We start from the raw sequence: 20,395 nt of genomic DNA, 5'->3' as shown, positions 1-20,395 counted from the left end.
TCCGCAGCCTCCATCACTGATACGAACGCACAGCCGACCACTTCGGCGCCTTCGCCAACCTCACCGCAATCCTCATCTGCATCTGTAACTCTCGACCGAGATGTCCTCTTGTCGGCGACTACGCGGTCGGGCCGCGACCCAGCCTGACCTTCGGAACACAGGTCGACCCAGCGCTGGTTCCAGGCGTGAGCAGTCGTTGGCATTGCTACCAGACAGGACTGCGCCCAGCAGCCAGACTTGTCCGTCGCAAAACGAGGTAAAGCCCTCAGACGCCCATGCAACTCATCCAGAGACGCGCGCAATCGCATCATGACTGTGGATACTCTCAAGGTTCCGAACAGTCACCAAGTGAACAATCCCACGCTCTCGACACGCGACCGAGACATCGCGAGCCATATCCTCAACGAAGAGGGGATGGTCGTATGCCTCCATCGTCAGAACCCGCTCATCGGGCCGCTTGACCAATGGCATGATGGGGGCGGATCCGCACGCACGAAGAAGATCAACGATTTCACCCATGGGAAGCGGGTATGGATCGTCTCCTTCACCACTTACCGCCAGAGTGACGCGACTGCGCTGGTTGTGCGCACCATAGTCAGAGATCGTCTTCGAGCAGGGACAGAGGCTGGTGACTTCGGTGGTCACTTCAGTGACCACCGAAGTCACTCCTCGGTCGATCCGCCCCTCGACAGTCACGTCGTGGACCTGCCAGGAGTCGGCTCCGCTCGCCGGCGCGGTCACCAACGTTCCGACCGGTATCGCGACCTTGATCACCACGGCGTCAACGTCCAGCAAGTCGGCGCCCGCCTTGAGGACTCGGGGGAACTCTCGCGGATCGAAGCGCTGGAGGTGGGCGTGGGCCAGTTCGATCATGCGGCTCATGTGGGTGCCACGCCGATCGTGCGGAAGCCTGACGGTCACCGCCACCTCGGCGATTCCGCTCTGTCGCACTCGGCCGTCATTGAAGGTCACGGGGTAGCGAAGACCATCGATGCCAACCTCGTCGATCTCCACACCGCGGCGGTCGATCTCGTTCTGAACGTCGTGCACCGTCACTCGCCCCGGTAAGTGCACCCCGAGGTGCAGGTCTCCCGGACGGTTACAGCCGAGAGTTGCGGCAGGCCGGAGACGAGACGAGACCAGATCCACTGGGCCAGTACCTCGCTCGTGGGATTCTCCAGACCTTCGATCTCATTGAGGTAGTGATGGTCGAGCTGGTCCTCGATCGGCTTGAAGGCGCGCTTGACGTCGCCAAAGTCCATGACCCATCCCGCGTCGGGGTCCACGAGGGCCTCCACGTGCACGGTCACGCGATAGGAGTGCCCGTGGAGTCTGGCGCACTTGTGCCCCTCCGGAACCCGGGGCAGTCGGTGAGCGGCTTCAAAGGTAAACTCGCGGAAGATTTCCATTACCGAATTCCCAGATACTTGTGCGTCTGAAGCGAAAAGCTCCAATTCGGGTTCTTCATGCAGTACTCGACGGCCGCCCTGGTATTGTCCTCCAGCCTCGGGCCGTCCATCGGCTGGAGCCTGAAGTGGCGAAAATCCAGACCCTCGAACTGGGTCGGATCCCCGCCCTCCTGCGGATAGACGAGCTTCAACTCGTCGCCGCGGGTGACGACCAGATCGGAGCCGATCTTCGGACTCACACAGAGCCAGTCGATCCCGTCGGGCGCCTTCCTCGTTCCATTGGTCTCCACAGCCACCTCGAAGCCGTGCGCGTGCAGCGCCTCGATGGCGGGTTCGTCCAACTGCAGGAGGGGCTCACCGCCGGTGCACACGACGAAGCGGTGGTCACGGCCCTCGAAGGGCCAGGCCGCCTCGACCGCTGCGGCGAGGTCTTCAGGCGTGGCGAACTTTCCGCCGCCATCGCCGTCCGTTCCCACGAAATCGGTGTCGCAGAATCGGCAGATCGCCCGCCCCCGGTCCTTCTCCAGACCGGTCCACAGGTTGCACCGGGAGAACCGGCAGAAGACCGCCGGACGACCTGCGTGGCTGCCCTCCCCCTGAAGCGTGTAGAAGATCTCCTTGATCAGGTACGCCATCCTCACACGTCCCGGTACTGCACCGGGTCGACGGCTCCGGCCTCGGCAAAGCCCTTGAGGCGCATCAGGCACGTGTCGCAGTGCCCGCAAGCCCGTCCCTGCTCGTCCGGGTCGTAGCAGCTGGAGGTCAGCGAGTAGTCGACGCCGAGACGCAGTCCCTCGCGGACGATCCCGGCCTTCGAGAGCGCGATCAGCGGCGAGTGGAGCTTCAGCGGCCGCTCGCCTTCGATGCCGGCCCGCGTCGCCAGGTTGGCCATCCGCTCATACGCCTCGATGTACTCCGGCCGGCAGTCCGGGTAACCGCTGTAGTCGACAGCGGTCACACCGGTGAAGATGTCCGTCGCCCCGACGACCTCCGCGTAGGCCAGCGCGTAGGAGAGAAAGATGGTGTTCCGCGCGGGCACGTATGTGATCGGGACGCTGCCGCTTTCCGCCTCCTCCACCGAGTCGTGCTTGGGCACCGCGATGCTGTCATCGGTCAGGGCGGATGCACCGAAGACCGTCAGGTCGAGGTCGACGATGACGTGACGCTGGACACCCTGGTCCGCGACGACCCGCCTGGCGGCCTCCAGTTCGATGCTGTGCCGCTGGCCATACCGGAAGCTGAGCGCAAACGGGTCGTAGCCCTGCTCCTTGGCGATGGCCAGCACAGTGGTCGAGTCCAAGCCGCCGCTGAGCAGCACGATCGCGGGACGTCCCATGGTCAATCCTCCAGTTAGGTCTTCAGAAGCTAGGGCAGCCTACAGCGTGATCTAAGTCAGACAGTAACTGCTACCACTGACGAGTTACTGGCGCCAAGTATCAACCCGCCCTGCCACAACTAGTGCGATGAGCTGCAACGCGGACGGACGCCAGTCCCGGCCGCCGTCGTGCGCATACAGGTACAGTGGTGGACCGGGTTCACACACCAGGAGGTCCGCCCGCCGCCCCAAACCGAGCATCCCGGCGCGGCGCCGAACCCGACACAGGGCGCTCGCCACGTCACAGGAGCCACACCTTTCGGCCAGACATGCCTGTCGGACAAGTCTGCCTCGGCACGGGCCGACCTTGCGGGGGCGGAGCCCCTGGCGTGGGCCTCAGCTGAGGTGACCGGCACACAACGCTCCAACTAACCGCTAGAGTAACTAAGACCTCAAAAAAGTTACGGATTTCCTGGAGTCGACCGCGTGCGCTTGCTTTCCATCGTGGTCACCTGCACAGACCGCAAGGTGTCAGCGCCCATCCCCGGGTTGCGCGTACGTGATCTTCCAACAGTTGACGCGGATCAGCGCGCTTCCGTATGGAAGAGCCGCATGAAGGCTGCCGAGCAGCGGGTCCCCCTGACCGACCTCTACCAGGGAGACCACTGGGCCAAGGCGCAGGCCCTGGTCCCGCTCGCCTCGAAGGCCGGGTTCACACCGGAACTATGGGTGGCTTCCGCGGGTCTCGGACTTCGGCCGGTGACCGATACCGCCCCTGCGTACGCGGCGACGTTCAGCCCCCGCCACGCGGACTCCGTGGCGGCATCGCCCGACGACTCCGCGCGGTGGTGGCACTGCTTGCAGACGGATGACAGCACGCGTTCGCTGGCGTCCCTGTCACAGCGCGGCCACATGCTCCTGATCCTCTCCGAGGCCTACGCGAACGTCATGGCCTCTGATCTCGGCAACCTCGCCCGGGGGGCGAACGAAACTCTCCTGATAGGCGGCGCGCAGAGCCACCAGGGGATCACCCGGGTCCCCTCGGATGCGACGCTGCGCCACGCCCTTGGCGGCACGCTCACCAGCCTCAACGTGCGGATGGCCGCGGCTTGGTTGGAGCACTGCTCGAACGCCCGGTTGACCTCGCCGGAAACCCGGACGGCGTGGAACACCTGGACCGCGCAGGTCTCGAAGCGGGAGACCTACAACCGCCTCCCCCTCACCGATGAGGCGGTCATCGAATTCATCCGCACGAACCACGCTCAGCACCCCGGCCACTCGCGAACGCGAATGCTTCGCGAGTTGCGCAGCCAGGGCCTGGCATGCGAACAGAAGCGGTTCGCGCACCTCTATGCAGTGACGGTGGAGAAGCAATGACAGCGAACGTCCTGAAGCGCCGGGCCCTGCGGGTCGAGCAGCACCCGTCCATCCCCCTGTACGTCTTCGCCCTGGCGGCCGAGGAGGTCAGCCAGGTCGCCGACGTCGCCCGCATCTCCCGCGACGAGGCAGGCAAGCTCATCGGCTACCAGCGCCCGGAGAAGAAGCAGCACGTCAAGCAGATCCTGGAGTACCTCGACAGCGACGAGGTGCTGTTCCCGAACGGCCTGATCCTCGCCCTCCCCTCCAACGTCAGATTCAAGTCCAGCCCGGGCCCGTCGAGCAGCGACGGGCTGTGCACCAGCGGCACCATCGAGATCCCGCTGCCCGACACCCCGAACGCGCCGCGACCGGCCTGGATCGTCGACGGTCAGCAGCGCAGCCTTGCCCTGGCCCGGACACGCAACTCCCGTCTGGCGGTGACGGTCGCCGGGTTCGTTGCGGAGGACCTCGACACCCAGCGCGACCAATTCCTGCGGGTCAACACGGTCTCCCCGCTGCCGACCAACCTGGTGTCCGAGTTGCTCCCCGAGGTGGGCACTGCACTGCCCACCAAGCTGTCCGCGCGCAAACTCCCGGCAGCGCTGGTGGAGGCCCTCAGCCAGGACAAGGACTCACCGTTCCTAGGCCTGATCCGGCGAGCCTCCACCAGCCCTGACCAGAAAGCGGAGGCCGTCGTCGCCGACAACAGCCTCATGCTCGCGATTCAGGAGTCCCTCAACCTCCCGTCCGGAGTGTTCTCGCCCTACAAGAACCTGGCGAGCGGCACGGTCGACACCGCGACGATCCGCAGAATCCTGGTGGTCTACTGGACGGCCGTGCGTGATACCTTCCCGCACGCCTGGGGCCTGCCGGCCACCCGCAGCCGCCTCATGCACGGCGTCGGCATCCGGTCCATGGGCCGGCTGATGGACCGGGTGATGGTGAACATCAATGCATCCGCTCCCGACGCCATCGAGCAGACCCGCGGCGAACTCGGGCTGATCTCCTCGTCCTGCCACTGGACGACCGGTCGCTGGCCGGACCTCAACATCCCCTGGAACGAGCTCCAGAACAATCCGCGACACATCAGCACGCTGTCGAACTACTTGCTCCGAATCTACGTACAGGCAAAGGCCAACGCCTCGTGAAGTTCTACTTTCCGGACAGCCAGGACATGGTCAGTCCGAGCTATGACTTCGTCAACGACGAGTACTCACCGCACCGTGTCCGCCAGCGTGACGACGTCTACGCGCACGAGATCGTCAAACCCGTGCCGTACGACGGCCTCCTTGTGAGCAAGGCCATCGTGGACGGCTCCGTCAGGGGCGCGGGCAAGTACTCGACGCCCCAACGCGAACGCCTCTACCGGCTCGGAGTGAAGAGGTTCTTCCGGCTCGAAGCGGGCATGGCCACGCTCGGCGACTGCGGCGCGTTCAACTACATCGACGAGGAGCGCCCCCCGTACGAGGTGGAAGAAGTCCTCGACTTCTACGAGGACTGCGGATTCGATGCCGGCATCAGCATCGACCACATCATCTTCGGATACCTCCCGCTCGGATCCCCCGAGCAGCCGAACCCGGCCTGGGTGCAGCGGCAGGAGATCTCCCTCGAGCTCGCCGAGGAGTTCCTGGCCGCCGTGCGCAGGCGCGGCGAGAAGATCCAGCCGGTGGGAGCCGCCCAGGGGTGGGGACCAGAGAGCTATGCGGACAGCGTCGCCCGCCTGCAGAAGATGGGCTACCAGCGCATCGCCCTCGGGGGCATGGTGCCGCTCAAGTCCCATGAGATCCTCGCCTGCCTCGAGGCGATCGACGAGGTCCGCAAGGCCGACACCGAACTCCACCTGCTGGGCATCAACCGTGTCGACTCCATGAAGGAGTTCGCCGCGCACGGGGTGACCAGCTTCGACAGCACCTCGGTGTTCCGGCAGGCCTTCATGGACGACCGGCACAACTTCCACACCACGACAGAGTCCTTCACGGCGATCCGGGTGCCCCAGGTCGACGGCAATCCGACCCTCAAGCGGATGATCCTCGCCGGCGCCGTATCGCAGGCGGACGCCATCACCGGGGAACGGACCTGCCTACGCGCGCTGCGTGCCTACGACCAGGGGGCCGCTTCCCTCGACGAGGCGATAGAAGCCCTCAGGGTCTACGAGACCCTCGTCCTGCTGCCCAAGAAGAAGAGCTATCTCCCTGCCTACGAGCACACGCTCCGCTCCGCTCCCTGGCGTTCCTGCCCATGCAAGCTCTGCCATGACCACGGCATCGAGATCGCGATCTTCCGCGGCACGGAACGTAACAAGCGCCGAGGGTTCCACAACCTGTCGGTCCTCGAAGCGAAGATAAGCGCGATCCCCTTCGCCTGACACCCGCCCCATCGCGCCCGCCCCGCAACTGCTCTAGGAGAAAAGGTGGCCGACCACCACACTCTGCGCCTCCCGGCCCTCGAAGTGCGCCAAGGAAGCCGCCGCATCTACTGCTTCGCCGTGGACGGCAAGAAGCTTCATGACTTCACCGCTGTATCGCGCGTCCGCCGGGACGACGACGACCTCCTTCAGGGCTACCAGCGTCCCGAAGTGCTCAACCACATCCGGGCGATCAAGAGGTACCTGGAGTCGGACGGGGCCATGCTCCCCAACGCCCTGGTCCTGGCGTTCGACAACTCGGTCAAGTTCATCCCCTCTCAGCGGAACGGATCCGCCGATCAGGGTGCACCGTCCATTCCCGGTGAACTGGAGATCCGCTTCGCCGAGACCATGACGGAGGACGAAAAGCCGGCGTGGCTCGTCGACGGCCAGCAGCGCAGCGCCGCCATCCGGGACGCCGATCTCGCCGAGTTCCCGGTCGCCGCAGTCGGATTCATCGCGGATGGTGAGGAGGAGCAACGCTCCCAGTTCATCCTCGTCAACTCGACCAAGCCGCTACCCAAGGGCCTCATCCACGAACTGCTGCCGTCGACCACTGGGCACCTTCCGCCCGCCTACGCCAAGCGGCGCCTGCCCACCCAGCTGATGACCAGGCTGAACGGCGACGTGAAGGGGGCCTTCTACCGCCGGATCGCGAGCCCCACCTCGCCGACCGGCAACATCAAGGACAACAGCGTCCTGCGGATGCTGGAGCACAGCCTCTTCGAGGGTGCGCTCTACCAGTACCGCAATCCGGTTGACGGCTCCGGCGACGTCGACCGGATGCTGCTGCACCTGCGGTCGTTCTGGAACATCGTCCGAGAGACGTTCTCCGATCCGTGGAACCTTCCGCCGCGTCAGTCCCGGCTGACCCACGGCGTCGGCATCCAGGCGATGGGCTTCGTTATGGACGCGCTGACCGAGGGCACGCCGGCCGAGCAGGTCGACTCGAACGAGGTCCGAAAGGCGGTTCTGAGCCTGATGCCGGTGGCCTCCTGGACCTCCGGCAAGTGGCGCTTCCCTGACGGCGAGGAGCGGAACTGGAACGGCCTCCAGAACACGCCGAACGACGTCCGCCTGCTCACCAACCTCCTGGTCCGCTCCGTTCGCGGTTAGCCGTTGGGCCCGGGCCCGGTCCGGGGCTGCTGCATCCCACGCAGCAGCCCGGGATCCACGTCCGCGGACGAGCACTCAGTCGCTCTCCGGGCCGCCGGGGGCCAAGGCCTTCACCAGTGCCTGGTAGACCGAGGCCGATCCGGCGGCGGCCGGGTAGACGATGTGGCCACCGCGTTTGACGTGCTGTCCGATGAATCCGGTCGCGGCATGCGTCGCACACTGGGTGATCATCACAACCCGGTCGGCGCTCCGCACCTTCTGGCGCAGCGACGGTGAGCCGACCTTGTCCGCGGCGGTCGAGACCTTCACCTGGGGGTGGAGCTTCTCGGTCAGGTCCTTGACCCGCGCCAGGACCTTCTCGTCCAGGCCGTAGACCAACACCTTGGCGGGCCGAGGCGCCGCCTCCCAAGCCTGCTGGCCGGCCCACTAGGGCCACCCCAGATCTCCGTACCCGAGTTCCTCTGACAGCGCACGGGCGACGTCCAGCAACTCGGGGTCGAGGCGCTTCGCCCGGCCGGCCAACGGTGTCAGGAGCGCCAATGAGAACTGGCGGCGCGCGTCCTCGTCCGGCGCCGCAGGACCAGGTCCACGTAGTCCAGCGCCTGCTCAGCGGTCTCCGGCGCCACCCACTGATCCGCCATCAGCACCACATGCTCCAGCAAGTCGCGGTACGCGGACGTGCTGGGGGGCGGAGCGCAGTGAGAGCGTGAGCAGGAGTCCGAGAACAGCCAGCCCGGCCGGGTCCCGGCGGCTGCCCGCCGAGCTGGCGACAACCTGGCCGAGCGTCCTGGGCATCGGTTCCCGGCTGTCGAGCAGCATCTTGAGGAACGGAGCGAGGGCCGCGTGCCAGAGCCGCTCGTACTCCTCACCCCCAAACCCGGACAGGCGCTCCGCGATGAGCTGGTCGTGCCCCGGATCGACCGGCCAGCCGTCCTGGCCGCCGGCGTCGATCGCACGGGCCAGGGCGAAGGCCGTCTGGCTGCCGCCGGCCACCGCTTCGATCAGGTCCACCCAGGAGGCTGACACCAGCGCCACAAACTCATTCCAGCCAGATAGACGTGCCAGGCCGTCGACCTCCGCTACGGCCGGAAGGTCCCGGCGGGGGTAGCGGCGATCGGCGACGCGCGCCTGGCACCGAAGAACGCCCCCACCAGCGTCGCAACAAGGGGCTTAGGCGCGCTCAGGGCGCGCATCTGGTGGCCACATTGGCGCGTGCGCCGCAATTTCGCCTGACTCATCACCCGGTTCGGGCTGCACCCGGACGCCCGCCTCTACACCGGCTCGCGTGGCGGTCACATCAGCTTCGCGGTCCTGCGTGACGCCACGCGCTTGGATGATGCCGCTTGGGACCTCGGCCACGCACACGTGCACCGCCACACGAACTACGCCACACTGGGCCTACCTGCAGCTTTCCATCCACCCTCAATGGAAATGGCAGGCCACCACCTCATCCCCGCCACCCGACAGTAACGCCACCCAGACGTCCTTCGGATCCTGGAAGCCGGCCAGTCCTCAACTCGCCACCTTGAGGAACTCCAACACTGCGGCCAAATCACCCGCTGATAGTGACGTTCCGCAACCGAACCGGCTCCAAGGTTGCCGCAGATCAGCCGCTTCAAGGCACCTGGGGACGAGCAGCAGGCCCCAGGAAGTCCCGGGGCATTCCCAAGTGCCCTCTGATTAAACCCACTTGGCCCACACCAGCACACTTGGCCGAAGGTCAAGTGTGCTGCCACACATTGCTCCAGCAATCAGAAGCGAGGTAACACGCCACACCTTGAGATCAAAGGAAACCTCGCGCACCAGCCCCCGAAGCAAGGACTAGCCACAGACTGCGCCGCTCTCCCCCGGGGCCAGAAAGCCCATCCACAAACCAGCAAGAACGGGCCCCTGGTTTCCCAAGTACCCGCTCTCACAAGCAATCCTCAACCGGCGTGTCAACCCCACCGACCGCGCCAGCGGCCAGGCGATCCGGGCCTGCGTCGTCAGCCTCGTCGCCCTACGCAAGGACTTCGCCGAACTGGTCCTGGACGAACCGAGACTCGACCCCCAACAGTGCCTCCACCGCCTCGGCGCCACCGTCTCCGAACACCCTCACGACCTGGAACCGGTCACACCCGTCGCCGAAGCGGACCTGTCCCGCTACCGCATCATCACCGAAACCGCCGTGGTGGCCACCCTCGACAGCCGGCCCGACCTGCTCCAAATGAACCCCTACGACTTCGAACGCCTGGTCCGCGAACTCTTCGAAGCCATGGGCTACGAGACCTGGCGCACCCAGGGCTCCCGCGACGACGGCGTGGACGCCGTCGCGACACTGACCGACCCGACCGGCTCCACCATCTTCGCCATCCAGGCCAAACGCTCCAAGAACGTGGTCCCGGTGAACACCGTCCGCGCCATGTCGGGCGTCATGCACGACACAGACGCTGGCTACGGCATCGTCGTCACCACATCGTGGTTCGGCAAGGACAGCTACGACTTCGCCCATCGTAACGGCCGCCTGCGCCTCATCGACGGCCGCAACCTTAAAGCATAGACCGCGCTCTCCCACGTCTCGGCCTCGATGTCGTAGCTAAGCCGGTAGGCGATGCGGACGCACTGGGATGCAGTGGGGTCGGCCTCGTCGCTCTCGGCCGTGGCTCCGGACGGGTCCAGCGGTTGGAGGTGGCCGTCGACCAGCTGCTCGATGGCCGGGTCGAGGTCGGTCAGCGTGACCTCGACCTCCGCGAAGTCGGCCCGGGCGAACGGCTCGGTCTCGCAGGGCGCTACGCCGGAGTCACCGTCGTCCTCGAGCGCCAGCTCGTCATCATCCGAGGCGTCCGCTTGTGCGGCGGCTGGCGGCTCCTGGTGGAGGTCGGAGAGGCGGGGGCTCTGCGCGGCGTCCGGGTCGAGCACGCGGGCCAGCGCCTCGACGATGTCGCTACGGCCAGCGCGGGGAACTCCCGCCAGCACGACGTGGTCACGCGGACGCAGGTCGAGGGACTTCCAGCCCCGGAAGTTCGAGATCAGCAGGCGGGTAACTCGCACCACGCCATCATCGCGGACAACAGGTGGCTCTGCCACCGCGTTTACCGCATGAGGTGTCAGAACGGACGTTCGGGATTGACCGACCTGGTATGGGCGGGACAGGCTCAGCCGATAGCCTCCTCGGCGATCCGGCCCCAGCTGGGGCGCGGTTCACTGACCGGGTGCACGAGCGTCAGCAGGCGGCCTTCGAGGAACAGGTCGAGCCGCTGAGCCTGCTCGTTCTCCAGACGGCGGCGCTGGACCCGGAGGTCGACGGGAACGTGCTCGCCAAGTACACCGACGAGCACCTCGTAGCGTGCGGGGCCGACGGCGTCCGCCCTGAGCCAGGTCCCGCGCACCGGCACGCCGCCGAGCTCGCCCAGCGGGCCCTCCTCCCGACCGAAGGCCCGGTCCAGTGCTGCGTCGACCACCTCCTGGGCACTGCAGCCGGACGCCTCGTCATCGGCCACCCCGTTGGGGACATCGAGCTTCTTCATGAGGAGGGGCGGGTCCAGGAAGTCCTCCGTTTCCGCCTCCACCCGTCGGCGAGGGTCGGGCCTCGGAACGCGGAACCGCCAGGGCTTCTGGCTTCCGGGCCTCTCGATCCATCCGGTTTTCAGGCCGGCCGTGGCCGGGTATTCCTCAGGCAGGAAGATGTCGACGTAGACGCCGCCGGTGCCGAGCCACACCCAGCTCATGAAGTAGTTGTGGCCGCTGTGGTCAGCGGACCACGCTGCGAGCTTCTCCAGGCGCTTGCGCTGGTCTGCGGTGCCCTTGACGGCCGGGAGCATCTGCTTGGCGTCCCTGCGCCGGCCGCGCGCCTCGCCGGCGAGCGGGCCAGCGGCGAGGTCGTAGAGCAGGTCCGGGCGGACGCCGGTTTTGGCGTAGGCGCCCACGAGCTTGTCGGGCAGGACGTCGAAGCTGGCGAGCCCGTCGGTGCCGGACTTCCAGTCGAACAGGGTTTCGCTGGCGGCCGTCATGACGCCGAGCCCGGTGCACTCGCTGACAAAGCGCCGGATGTGTCCGGAGCTCGAGTCGAGTGCGCCGCAGTCGACCCCGAGCGGCTCCGCTCCGGTGTCCCCACTCAGGTAGCTGAGCAGCAGGCTGATCTCGTGGTTGCGCACTCGCTGGTCGACCGTGCGGCGCAGGTCGCAGGCCAAGGCGTTGATGTTGGCCAGAGCCGCAAGCGACACCGGGAGCGGCCCTTGGCCGACCTCAGTCGCCTGGACCGCCTCGGCCCCGGCGGGCCCCTTCTCGACCGTGAAGCGCCAGACCCTGGCGTGCACCGTGCTCATGGGGCGAAGCCTACGGCTGCCCTACGACAGCCCGGTCCGACCGCCTGCTTGTAGAGGGTGAACAACGGCGCGGAAGCGTCCCGGTGGGGCGGAACTCGGCCGACGTGCACTTGTTCCGGGTCGGGAAATGGCGGCTGTGCGGTTCTCGATGCCGAGTCGGGCTGCCTCCACGGCCCGAGAGGGGATCCGCCTCCCGCGCTCGCTCGGCGCATCGCAGTGCGGGCGGGCAGAAACAGCTGAGGAACTTCGCGGGCAGGGTGCCCGTGCGGCTTTCCCCGCGGCTGTTCTGGCCGAAAGGGGGGGCAGGTGGGTCTTCAGCCGACTGGCCCCCGAAGGCAGCTCCTCAAGGTCCGCTCGGGGGCACTGGTCCCCAGCAAGATCACTTAGGGGGTTCTCGCAGGTGGCTCGTTTCGCCGACGGAGCATCACGTAAAAAAGCCGCTGATCTGGGATTTCTCCCGATCAACGGCCTTCCGACATCACTGTCGGGACGACAGGATTTGAACCTGCGACCCCTTGACCCCCAGTCAAGTGCGCTACCAAGCTGCGCCACGTCCCGTGGTCTCGTGGCCCGGGCGGAGCCTGGGGGGCTCTGCTTCGGGTTTCTCGACCTTGTCGGCCGGTTGTCCCGGCGACGAGGAAAACAATACAGCACGTCGGGGGGTGCTCGCTGCAGGGTTGTGGGGGTGGGGGTCAGGGGGTGGGGTGGCGGGCGTCGTAGCGGAGGAAGGCGGGGCGGCGGGCGGCGAGGAGGAGGATGGCGGCGACGCAGGCGAGGCCGCCGCTGACGACGGAGACGGCCGGGCTGGTGAGGGAGGCGACGGCGCCGGACTCGAAGTCGCCGAGGCGGGGGCCGCCGGCGACGATCACGATGAAGACGCCCTGGAGGCGGCCGCGCATCTCGTCCGGGGCGGCGACCTGCATCATCGTGTTGCGGAAGATCATGCTGATGGTGTCGGCGCAGCCGGCGGCGGCGAGCAGGAGCAGGCCGAGCCAGAGGTTGCGGACCAGGCCGAAGGCGGCGATGGCCAGGCCCCAGGCGATCACGGCGGCCAGGACGGCGGCGCCCTGGCGGTGGACGCGGCCGACCCAGCCGGAGAAGAGGGCGCCGGCCAGGGCGCCGACGGCGGGGGCGGCGGCGAGCAGGCCGACGGTGCGGGCGTCGCCGCCGTAGAAGGTGACGGCGAGGGCCGGGAAGAGGGCGCGCGGCATGCCGAAGATCATCGCGGCGAGGTCCGCGAGGAAGCTGGTGCGCAGGTTGGGCTGCTCGCGCAGGAAGCGCAGGCCGTCGAGGACGGAGGCGCGGCCCTTGCGCTCGCCGAGCGGGAGCATGGCGGGCAGGCGCCACATCGCGTAGATGGTGGCGGCGAACGCGACGGTGTCGACGAGGTAGGCGGCCTGGACGCCGTAGACGCCGATGAGGACGCCGCCGAGCATGGGGCCGACGGTGAGGCCGAGGTTCATGCTGACGGTGTTCAGGGCGTTGGCGGCGGGGAGCTGGTGGGCGGGGACCAGGCGCGGGATCATCGCCGAGCGGGCGGGCGAGGCGAGCGCGAAGAAGCCGGCCTGGAGGGCGACGGCCGCGTAGAGGATCGCCACGAGACCGAGGCCGGCAAGGGCCTGGGCGGCCAGGACGGCGGAGACGACGGCGAGGCCGGCCGCGCCGATCAGGCCGAGGCGGCGGCGGTCGGCGGTGTCGGCGATGGCGCCGCCGTAGAGGCCGAAGGCGACCAGCGGGACGAGGGAGAAGAGGCCGACCAGACCGGTGGCGAAGGTGGATCGGGTCAGGTCGTAGACCTGGACGGAGACGGCGACGGCCGTCATCTGCTGGCCGACCGAGGAGACGGACTGGCCGAACCAGACCCGTCGGTAGTCGGCGTTCTCGCGCAGCGGGCTCAGGTCGGCGAAGGCGCTGCGGGCGAACCGGCGGTACCAGGCGGTCGGCGGGGCCGCGGCCGGCGGGACGGCGGCGGTGGCGATGGCGGAGGACGGGAGGGCGTCGGAGGGGGTGGGTGGTGCGTCCCCGGCGGGCGCGGAATTGGCAGGATGATTGGTCGACACAGTGCCCCATCGTGGCCCCGCCCGCCCGGACCGTCGACACCGGGGTCGGAGATCCGGGCGGGGGCGGCAGGGGGTGGTGTGCGCTACCGGGTGAGGACCTGCTTCTCCCCCGCCTCCACCGGGAAGTCCAGCCGGTTGCCGGGCGGCGGGAACGGGCAGATGAAGTGGTCGGCGAAGGCGCAGGGCGGCAGGTAGGCGCGGTTCAGGTCCAGCACCGTGCGGCCCTCCTCGTCCGGCGCGGGCAGGGTGATGAAGCGGAACCGGTAGGTGTCCCGGCCGCTGGTGGCGTCGGCGATCACACCGCTCAGGCCGTTGGCCGAGCCGCTGACCGTCAGCGTCCGGTGCTCCCCGGCCACGGTGAACGCGATCTGCCCGCTGACGGTCAGCGAGCGCTCCTTGCCGTCGGCGTTCGGGACGACCACCGCCCGCTCCTGCCCGGCCTCGAACGGGGTGAAGACCGCGGGGACGGCCCACTCCGGCGAGTACGGGTAGGCGGAGATCCCCGCGAACGAGGCCCGTCGGGGCGCCGCCGGATCGAAGACCCGCAGCGCCAGCTCGCCCTCGCGCTCGATCGGCACCAGCAGCAGCTCGCCCAGCGACGCGGTGCCCGGAGCCGGGTCGGTGTCCGGGCGCAGCAGCACCTCCCCGTCGACGGGAGCGGCCTCACCCGCGACGGCAAGCCCGTCGGCGGCCGCCGCGCGGACCCGGACGCCCTCGGCGTCGGTCCACCAGAGCCCGGGCAGCCCGGGGATCTCCGCGGGCTGCGGCTCCAGCCAGTACGTGCCGGTGAGCGCGAGCTGGCCGTGCGGGGTGCTGACCGCCGCCGCCCGCCGATCGCTCCAGTGCTTCCATTCCTCCGCGGCCGTCGCCGTCATCGGCTCGCCCTCCCACTGTGGTCCAGGGCCCGCCGGGCGGGCCGTCCGTACTGCACTCACCCCATCGAACATCCGATACCCGGGCCGGGCATTCCCGGCACCGGATACCGTCGCGCGGCTGTCACACCGCTCAATACGCCGGTCACATCGTCACACCGGACGACATGTATGCCCGGTCTCACCCCGCCGGCCGGCCGGTCCTTCAGTCCTTGATCCGGCGGAACAGGCCCTCCTGCACCACCGAGACCACCAGCCGGCCGCTGCGGTCGAAGATCTGCCCGCGGGCCAGGCCCCGGGCGCCGTGGGCTATCGGGGACTCCTGCTGGTAGAGCAACCAGTCGTCCGTGCGGAACGGGCGGTGGAACCACATCGCGTGGTCCAGCGACGCCATGTCGAAGTGACGGGTGCCCCAGAGCGGCTCCACGGGGGCGCGGACGGCGTCCAGCAGGGTCATGTCGCTCGCGTAGGTGAGCGCGCAGACGTGGATCAGCGGGTCGTCCGGCAGCTCGCCGTTGGTCCGCAGCCAGACGCCGCTGCGCGCCTCGACGCCGGCGAGCTCTTCGGTGGTCCAGCGCAGCCGGTCGACGTAGCGGATGTCGAACGGCTGGCGCCGGCTGATGAACGGCGGCAGCTCGCCGAGCCGGGAGCCGACCTCGTCCAGCGCGCTGGGCAGCTTCTCCGGGGCGGGCACCTCGGGCATCGGGAACTGGTGCTCGATGCTGTCCGGCTCCGGGGCGTGGAAGTCGGCGGTCAGCGCGAAGATCGACCGGCCGCCCTGGATCGCCAGCACCCGGCGGGTGGTGAACGAACGGCCGTCACGCAGCCGGTCCACCTGGTAGACGATCGGCACGCCCGGCACACCGGGGCGCAGGAAGTAGGCGTGCAGCGAGTGGACCGGCCGGTCGCCGTCCACGGTGCGCCCCGCCGCGACCAGGGCCTGGCCGGCGACCTGTCCGCCGAACGTGCGCTGGAGCGCCTCCTCGGGGCTGCGCCCGCGGAAGATGTTCAGCTCGATCTGCTCAAGGTCCAGCAGTGCGACGAGATCGTCGACCGGGGTACCCATGGAACACGTCCTCTCGGGGCCGCCGCCCGGCCGGAGGTCTTCCGCCCGGCTGCCGCGACCCGTTCTCTCGAATTCTCCAGCTCAATCGAATTCCTCAGCGAGCCGGGGCATTCCCGCGACCGGGACCGCGGACGCCGATTCACTCGAACGAGGTCGAACGGGGTCGAACGAGGCCCGGCGAGGTCGAACGCCGCCGTCGCGGACGGCCCGCCGGCCACGGCGCGGCCCGGACGCCCTCAGAGCCCCGACTGCCGCACGGTGATGTTGAGCCGGCCGGTCAGCCCCAGCGCCGGGTCCGCCGTCCCGGGCAGGGTCTTCGTCACGCCGTGGTACGCGAACCGGGCCGGCCCGCCGAACACCAGCAGGTCCCCGCTGCGCAGTTCCAGGTCGGTCCACGGCCTGGTCCTGGTCTCGGTGTTGCCGAGCCGGAAGACGCACGTGTCGCCGAGCGACAGCGAGACCACCGGGGCGTCCGCCCGCTCGTCGCGGTCCTGGTGCAGGCCCATCCTGGCGCCGTGCGGGTAGTGGTTGACGATCGCGGTGTCCGGCGCGTACCCGGCCGCGCCCGCGACCTCGCCGACGGCCGCGCCGTACGCCTCGGCCACCGCCCGCCGGGCGAGCCCGTCGAGCTCGGGCGGGAACGGCTTGACCGGCGTGCCGTCCTCGGCGGTGCGGGAGTAGCCGTACGGGTACCAGTGCCACCCCAGGCTGACCATCCGCACGGACATCAGCCCGCCGGTGGGCATCCGGACGGTGTGCATCCCGGCGGGCGGGCGCGCCCACGCACGGCAGGCGGCGACCAGCCGCAGCTGCGCCGCCGCGTCCAGCCAGCCCGGGAGCAGCACGGCGCCGGGGGCCGGCTCGGACCGCCCGCGCCCGGCGGCGGCGTCGAAGCCGAAGGAACCGCCGGAGGGGCCGGAGGGGCCGGAGGGGCCGCCGAAGGATTCGCCGAACAACTCGCCCTGGGTCACTCCCCCATCCTCGCGCACCGGCCCGCACACACCGGCACGCACGCACGCACCGCACCGAACGCCTCCGGCCGCCTCCCCGCGTGCGGGAAGGCGGCCGGCGGACCGGGCGACCGGACCGGGCCGGGTCGGACGAAGTCGGACAGGGCCGGGCGGTCGGACCGGGTCGGATCAGACGGTGAGGGTCTGGCCCGGGAAGATCAGGTTCGGGTTGGCACCGATGACCTTGGCGTTCTTGTTGTACAGCTCGTGCCAGTCGACGCCCTGGGCGGCGGCGATGGTGCTCAGGGTGTCGCCGGCCTTGACGGTGTAGCCGCCCTTGGCCTGCTTGACGTCGTTCGAGGTCCAGCCCTTGCCCTGCTCCTGCTTGGCGGCCTTGTCGGCCTTCGGCGCGGCGGCGGCCTTCGGGGCCTCGGCGGCCTTGGGGGCGGCCTTCGGCGCGGCGGCGGCCTTGGGGGCCTCCGCGGCCTTCGGCGCGGCCGGCTTCGGGGTCGCGGTGGCGGCCGGGGCGGCCGGCTTGGCGGCGGGGGCGGTGGTCGCCGGGGCGGCGGTGTCGACCGCGGCGGGGGTGCCGCCCTTGGTCAGACCGGCCTTGACGGAGCAGACGGGCCAGGCGCCCGGGCCCTGCGAGGCGAGGACCTTCTCGGCGACGGCGATCTGCTGCGCCTTGGTGGCCAGGTTGGCCTGCGAGGCGTAGGCGGTGCCACCGAAGGCGGCCCAGGTGCTGGAGGTGAACTGCAGACCGCCGTAGAAACCGTTGCCGGTGTTGATGGCCCAGTTGCCGCCGCTCTCGCACTGGGCGACGGCGTCCCAGGTGGAGACGGAGGCGGCGGAGGCCGAGGTGGCCGTGACGAGGCCGGCCACCGGCAGGGCCGCGACAGCGGCGCCCGCCACGACAGCCATCCGGACGCGGTTGCGCTTGGTGGCGGACGGGGTGGTGGCAGCGGCGATCTCGTTACGGAAAGTCATGGGGTTCCTCTCGACAGCCCCGGGCGGGCATGCGGAACCAAGCCCTGGAGGAGGACTGGAATCGCCGGCCGCGTCCGTCGGGCGGCCGGAGACGTGTCGGACGTCCCGCGCCGCCCCTGGCCACCCGCCACGCACCGGCGACCTGTTCGAGCGGTCGCATCGGCGGGCACGGCCGGCGCCGGGAGAAAACCGGCGGGCTGTGCGTCGGGGGTGAACCCGGGTGGTGCTCGTTGCACCGCCAAAGAAGCTACGAGTCGGCCGTCGGGGATCCAAACAGTTACGGGTCTCCCCAGCTCAGCAGGGGATTACCGCCGGTAACAGCCCGCCGTTCATGCCCTGAATGTCCGTTTTAAGCGTCATTTCCTAGATCAAACATCGACGACCCGTGGCTCACCTCACACTTCGAATCCGGCAGTCATGCCACCCGGATCGACACATTGCGATGCCATCGACACCCTCGGCGATCGAATCCGGGGCAATTCCCGTCACCCCGGCCCCCCACCCGTGACCCCTGCCACAAGGGCCCGTTGGGCAGGGCGGCCGGGCCGTCCCCGCCTCCGGCTCGAACAGGGCCGGCCCGCACGACCGCCTCCGGGCCGCCCCGTCCGATCCCCGACACCGCACCGAGGAGACCATCAGTGCCGCGCATGCTCGACGTCAGCGACGAGGTCCGTTCCGAGATCGGCGACGACGAGGCCGACCGCCTGCTCGGCGGCGCCCACGCGCCCGACAGCTACGAGTGCACCTCCTGCCGCACGCCCGGCGACGCTCTCCAGGAGCCCACCAGCACCGTGCTGTTCGTCGGCGAGGAGACGGCGGTCCTGGCCTTCGCGCACGCCCGCTGCATCCCCTCCCAGGTGGTCCCGGTCTCCGAGGAGCAGCTGGCCGGCGCCGTCCGCAGCATCAGCCAGGCCCAGGGCGACCCGGCCGCCGACGCCCTTCCCACCCACCCGCAGCCACCGCTCCCCGCCCCGGCACCGGTTCCCGGCCCCGCCCCGTCGCCGGACGCGGCGTCCGGCCCGGAGACCGGTCGGCCCGGCACACCGGGCCAGGCCGCGATCCTCGGCATCACCTGCGGGCTGGTGCTGCACGGCGACACCGGCCACGCCTCCCTGGTCGTCGAGCCGACCGGCCCGGTCGGCCGGCCGGGCACCATCACCGGTGAGGACGAGTTCCTCGACCTGCTCCAGGACGCGGGCTTCCAGCCGGTCACCGACCTCGACAAGACGCCGGACCAGCTGCCGGGCTGGTCGGTGCTGGTCGCCATGGGCAAGCTGCACGCCGTCCTGCAGCCCGCGGCGGCGGGCGGCAGCACCGGCTGGTGGCAGGCCCACCAGCCGCTCCAGGTGACCGACGCCTGGCGGTTCGCCGCCAACCAGCTCGGCGAGGTCACCATGTACGCCGTCCCGGCCGGGACGGTCGGCCGGCAGCCGCGCGAGGACCTGCTGCGCCAGGCGCTGGAGCGGGCGGTGGCGCTGGGTCAGGTGGTCGCGGCCTCCCTCCCGCTCGCCGGCACCTGAGCCGGCCCCGGCCCCGGGGTGGACGCGGGGCCGGGCCCCGGGGTGGCCGCGGGGCCGGTCGGAACGCCGCCCCGCGGCCACCACCCCGTGTCCAACCCGCGTCCGCCGCTCCCCGGCCATCCGGCCACCGGCGGCGGCCGCCGACCCGCATCCCCGGGCGTGCTCGCTCGTTGGGCCCTGCGTGTACAGCTACGACGGCCCCTCCTCCTCCCGGCGCTCCACCACCGCCTCCCGCGCGATCCCGGGCATGCGCCCGTCGTACGACGCGGAGCACCCGCACTCGGCGACGCCGATCTACGACGAGCTGTACTCCGAGTACCGCCGGCTCTTCCGCGCGCTGCCGGGCGACCGTTCCGGCGAGGAGGACCTGGCCTTCACCGGCTTCGCCGTGCGGGACACCGCCCCCGCGCGCACCGAGCCGCGCCCCTACCCGCCGCAGCACCAGGCCTTCCAGACCTACGCGGGCCAGGCGATCGGCATCCCCCAGTTCATGCCCGGCCGGCCGGGCGGGCCCGAGCACACCGGACCGGCGGACCAGCCCTTCGGATCCGGCGGCCACAGCGGCCACCCCGGCCACCCCGGCCACCCGCACGACCACGGCTCCGCCCACGGACGCCACCCCAACGACGGCGCCGGCCCGTACACGACCGGCTTCCACCCCACCCCGGCCCCCGGCCGGCCTGCCGGCACCCCGCCGGGCGGCCAGGCCGGCGGGCAGGCGGGCACCGGCCAGGGCTGGATCGCGGCCGGCTACCTCGGCTCCGCCCCGCAGCCGCCCGCCGCGCCCGTCCCCGCGCCGGCCCCGGTGACGGTCCCCGTCCCGGCGCCCGCCCCGGCCCCGGGCGCGACCACCGGCGGCCGCCACCGCAGCCTGCTCTCCCTCCCCCCGGGCCGCGGCACCGACCACCGCTGACCGAAGGGGCCGGCCGGCACCCCGGAGGGGCCGGAGCACGAAGACGGAAGGGCCGCCCCCGGCGGGGCCCGGGCCCGCCCCCCCGGGCCCATCCCCACCGGGGGCGCGGCCAAAGTTATA

At 69.9% G+C, this 20,395-nt stretch carries 20 protein-coding genes and 1 tRNA gene; 7 read left to right on the top strand and 14 right to left on the bottom strand.

Annotation, left to right across the window (positions count from 1 at the left end; genetic code table 11):
- Positions 1-282: 282 nt before the first annotated feature.
- The 4 genes from ACFVVL_RS23205 to queC are packed head-to-tail and all read right to left on the bottom strand — an operon-like array spanning position 283 to position 2,745.
- A complete protein-coding gene (locus tag ACFVVL_RS23205; RefSeq protein ID WP_387678117.1) occupies positions 283-1,056 on the bottom strand; it encodes a GTP cyclohydrolase I FolE2 in 774 nt (257 codons plus the stop codon).
- Complete coding sequence (queD, locus tag ACFVVL_RS23200; protein WP_387678114.1) at positions 1,053-1,409, bottom strand: 6-carboxytetrahydropterin synthase QueD; 357 nt, start codon at positions 1,407-1,409, stop codon at positions 1,053-1,055. The genes ACFVVL_RS23205 and queD overlap by 4 nt, the downstream gene beginning before the upstream one ends.
- Entirely contained in the window at positions 1,409-2,044 is a 636-nt protein-coding gene (queE, locus tag ACFVVL_RS23195; RefSeq protein WP_387678111.1) for a 7-carboxy-7-deazaguanine synthase, read from the bottom strand. Before queE ends, queD begins: the two co-directional genes overlap by 1 nt.
- A 2-nt stretch (positions 2,045-2,046) precedes the next feature.
- Positions 2,047-2,745, bottom strand: a complete 699-nt coding sequence (gene queC, locus ACFVVL_RS23190) for a 7-cyano-7-deazaguanine synthase QueC (RefSeq protein ID WP_387678108.1) — start codon at positions 2,743-2,745, stop codon at positions 2,047-2,049.
- Positions 2,746-3,336: 591 nt separating this feature from the next.
- Here queC and ACFVVL_RS23185 point away from each other — a divergent pair.
- Genes ACFVVL_RS23185 through dbpB (ACFVVL_RS23170) form a run of 4 tightly spaced genes read left to right on the top strand, consistent with a single transcriptional unit; the run spans position 3,337 to position 7,603 of the window.
- A complete protein-coding gene (locus ACFVVL_RS23185) occupies positions 3,337-4,101 on the top strand; it encodes a hypothetical protein (RefSeq protein ID WP_387678105.1) in 765 nt (254 codons plus the stop codon).
- Positions 4,098-5,231 (top strand): DGQHR domain-containing protein DpdB, encoded by a 1,134-nt coding sequence (gene dbpB, locus ACFVVL_RS23180; protein WP_387678102.1) that lies wholly within the window; start codon positions 4,098-4,100, stop codon positions 5,229-5,231. The genes ACFVVL_RS23185 and dbpB (ACFVVL_RS23180) overlap by 4 nt, the downstream gene beginning before the upstream one ends.
- Positions 5,228-6,448 carry a tRNA-guanine transglycosylase DpdA gene (dpdA, locus tag ACFVVL_RS23175; RefSeq protein ID WP_387678099.1) on the top strand — a complete coding sequence of 407 codons (1,221 nt, stop codon included), beginning with the start codon at positions 5,228-5,230 and terminating at the stop codon, positions 6,446-6,448. The genes dbpB (ACFVVL_RS23180) and dpdA overlap by 4 nt, the downstream gene beginning before the upstream one ends.
- Positions 6,449-6,493: 45 nt before the next feature.
- On the top strand, positions 6,494-7,603 hold the full coding sequence (gene dbpB / locus ACFVVL_RS23170; protein WP_387678096.1) for a DGQHR domain-containing protein DpdB: 1,110 nt from the start codon (positions 6,494-6,496) through the stop codon (positions 7,601-7,603).
- A gap of 75 nt (positions 7,604-7,678) precedes the next feature.
- Here dbpB (ACFVVL_RS23170) and ACFVVL_RS23165 read toward each other — a convergent pair whose 3' ends face one another.
- Complete coding sequence (locus tag ACFVVL_RS23165; RefSeq protein WP_387678093.1) at positions 7,679-7,984, bottom strand: DUF2325 domain-containing protein; 306 nt, start codon at positions 7,982-7,984, stop codon at positions 7,679-7,681.
- Positions 7,985-8,209: 225 nt separating this feature from the next.
- Positions 8,210-8,614, bottom strand: coding sequence for a hypothetical protein (locus ACFVVL_RS23160; RefSeq protein WP_387678090.1), 405 nt, complete (start codon positions 8,612-8,614; stop codon positions 8,210-8,212).
- 1,159 nt (positions 8,615-9,773) lie between these two features.
- On the opposite strand from ACFVVL_RS23160, the gene ACFVVL_RS23155 reads away from it, so the two are divergent.
- Positions 9,774-10,142, top strand: a complete 369-nt coding sequence (locus tag ACFVVL_RS23155) for a restriction endonuclease (protein ID WP_387678087.1) — start codon at positions 9,774-9,776, stop codon at positions 10,140-10,142.
- Here ACFVVL_RS23155 and ACFVVL_RS23150 read toward each other — a convergent pair.
- The 8 genes from ACFVVL_RS23150 to ACFVVL_RS23115 form a co-directional block, all read right to left on the bottom strand.
- Positions 10,079-10,633 (bottom strand): hypothetical protein, encoded by a 555-nt coding sequence (locus ACFVVL_RS23150; protein ID WP_387678085.1) that lies wholly within the window; start codon positions 10,631-10,633, stop codon positions 10,079-10,081. The two genes, ACFVVL_RS23155 and ACFVVL_RS23150, sit on opposite strands and share 64 nt — an antisense overlap.
- 104 nt (positions 10,634-10,737) lie before the next feature.
- Positions 10,738-11,907, bottom strand: a complete 1,170-nt coding sequence (locus ACFVVL_RS23145; protein WP_387678082.1) for a hypothetical protein — start codon at positions 11,905-11,907, stop codon at positions 10,738-10,740.
- Between the two features lie 484 nt (positions 11,908-12,391).
- Positions 12,392-12,465 (bottom strand) — tRNA-Pro (locus ACFVVL_RS23140).
- Positions 12,466-12,599: 134 nt separating this feature from the next.
- Complete coding sequence (locus ACFVVL_RS23135; RefSeq protein ID WP_387678080.1) at positions 12,600-13,967, bottom strand: MFS transporter; 1,368 nt, start codon at positions 13,965-13,967, stop codon at positions 12,600-12,602.
- 83 nt (positions 13,968-14,050) lie between these two features.
- The gene (locus tag ACFVVL_RS23130; RefSeq protein ID WP_387678077.1) at positions 14,051-14,842 is read right to left on the bottom strand and encodes a DUF1684 domain-containing protein; all 792 of its coding nucleotides are present in this window, start codon (positions 14,840-14,842) and stop codon (positions 14,051-14,053) included.
- 202 nt (positions 14,843-15,044) lie between these two features.
- Positions 15,045-15,905, bottom strand: a complete 861-nt coding sequence (gene tesB, locus ACFVVL_RS23125; protein ID WP_387678075.1) for an acyl-CoA thioesterase II — start codon at positions 15,903-15,905, stop codon at positions 15,045-15,047.
- A 236-nt stretch (positions 15,906-16,141) separates the two neighbouring features.
- Positions 16,142-16,750 carry an alpha-ketoglutarate-dependent dioxygenase AlkB family protein gene (locus ACFVVL_RS23120; RefSeq protein ID WP_380297588.1) on the bottom strand — a complete coding sequence of 203 codons (609 nt, stop codon included), beginning with the start codon at positions 16,748-16,750 and terminating at the stop codon, positions 16,142-16,144.
- 294 nt (positions 16,751-17,044) lie between these two features.
- On the bottom strand, positions 17,045-17,842 hold the full coding sequence (locus tag ACFVVL_RS23115; protein WP_387678073.1) for a transglycosylase family protein: 798 nt from the start codon (positions 17,840-17,842) through the stop codon (positions 17,045-17,047).
- A gap of 638 nt (positions 17,843-18,480) precedes the next feature.
- Between ACFVVL_RS23115 and ACFVVL_RS23110 the strand changes: the two genes are divergently transcribed.
- Complete coding sequence (locus ACFVVL_RS23110) at positions 18,481-19,362, top strand: hypothetical protein (RefSeq protein WP_387678070.1); 882 nt, start codon at positions 18,481-18,483, stop codon at positions 19,360-19,362.
- Positions 19,363-19,543: 181 nt separating this feature from the next.
- A complete protein-coding gene (locus ACFVVL_RS23105) occupies positions 19,544-20,275 on the top strand; it encodes a hypothetical protein (RefSeq protein WP_387678067.1) in 732 nt (243 codons plus the stop codon).
- Positions 20,276-20,395: the final 120 nt, after the last annotated feature.

The organism is Kitasatospora sp. NPDC058115, assembly GCF_042884635.1.
Lineage (GTDB): Bacteria > Actinomycetota > Actinomycetes > Streptomycetales > Streptomycetaceae > Kitasatospora.
This window is presented reverse-complemented; position numbering and strand designations above follow the sequence as displayed.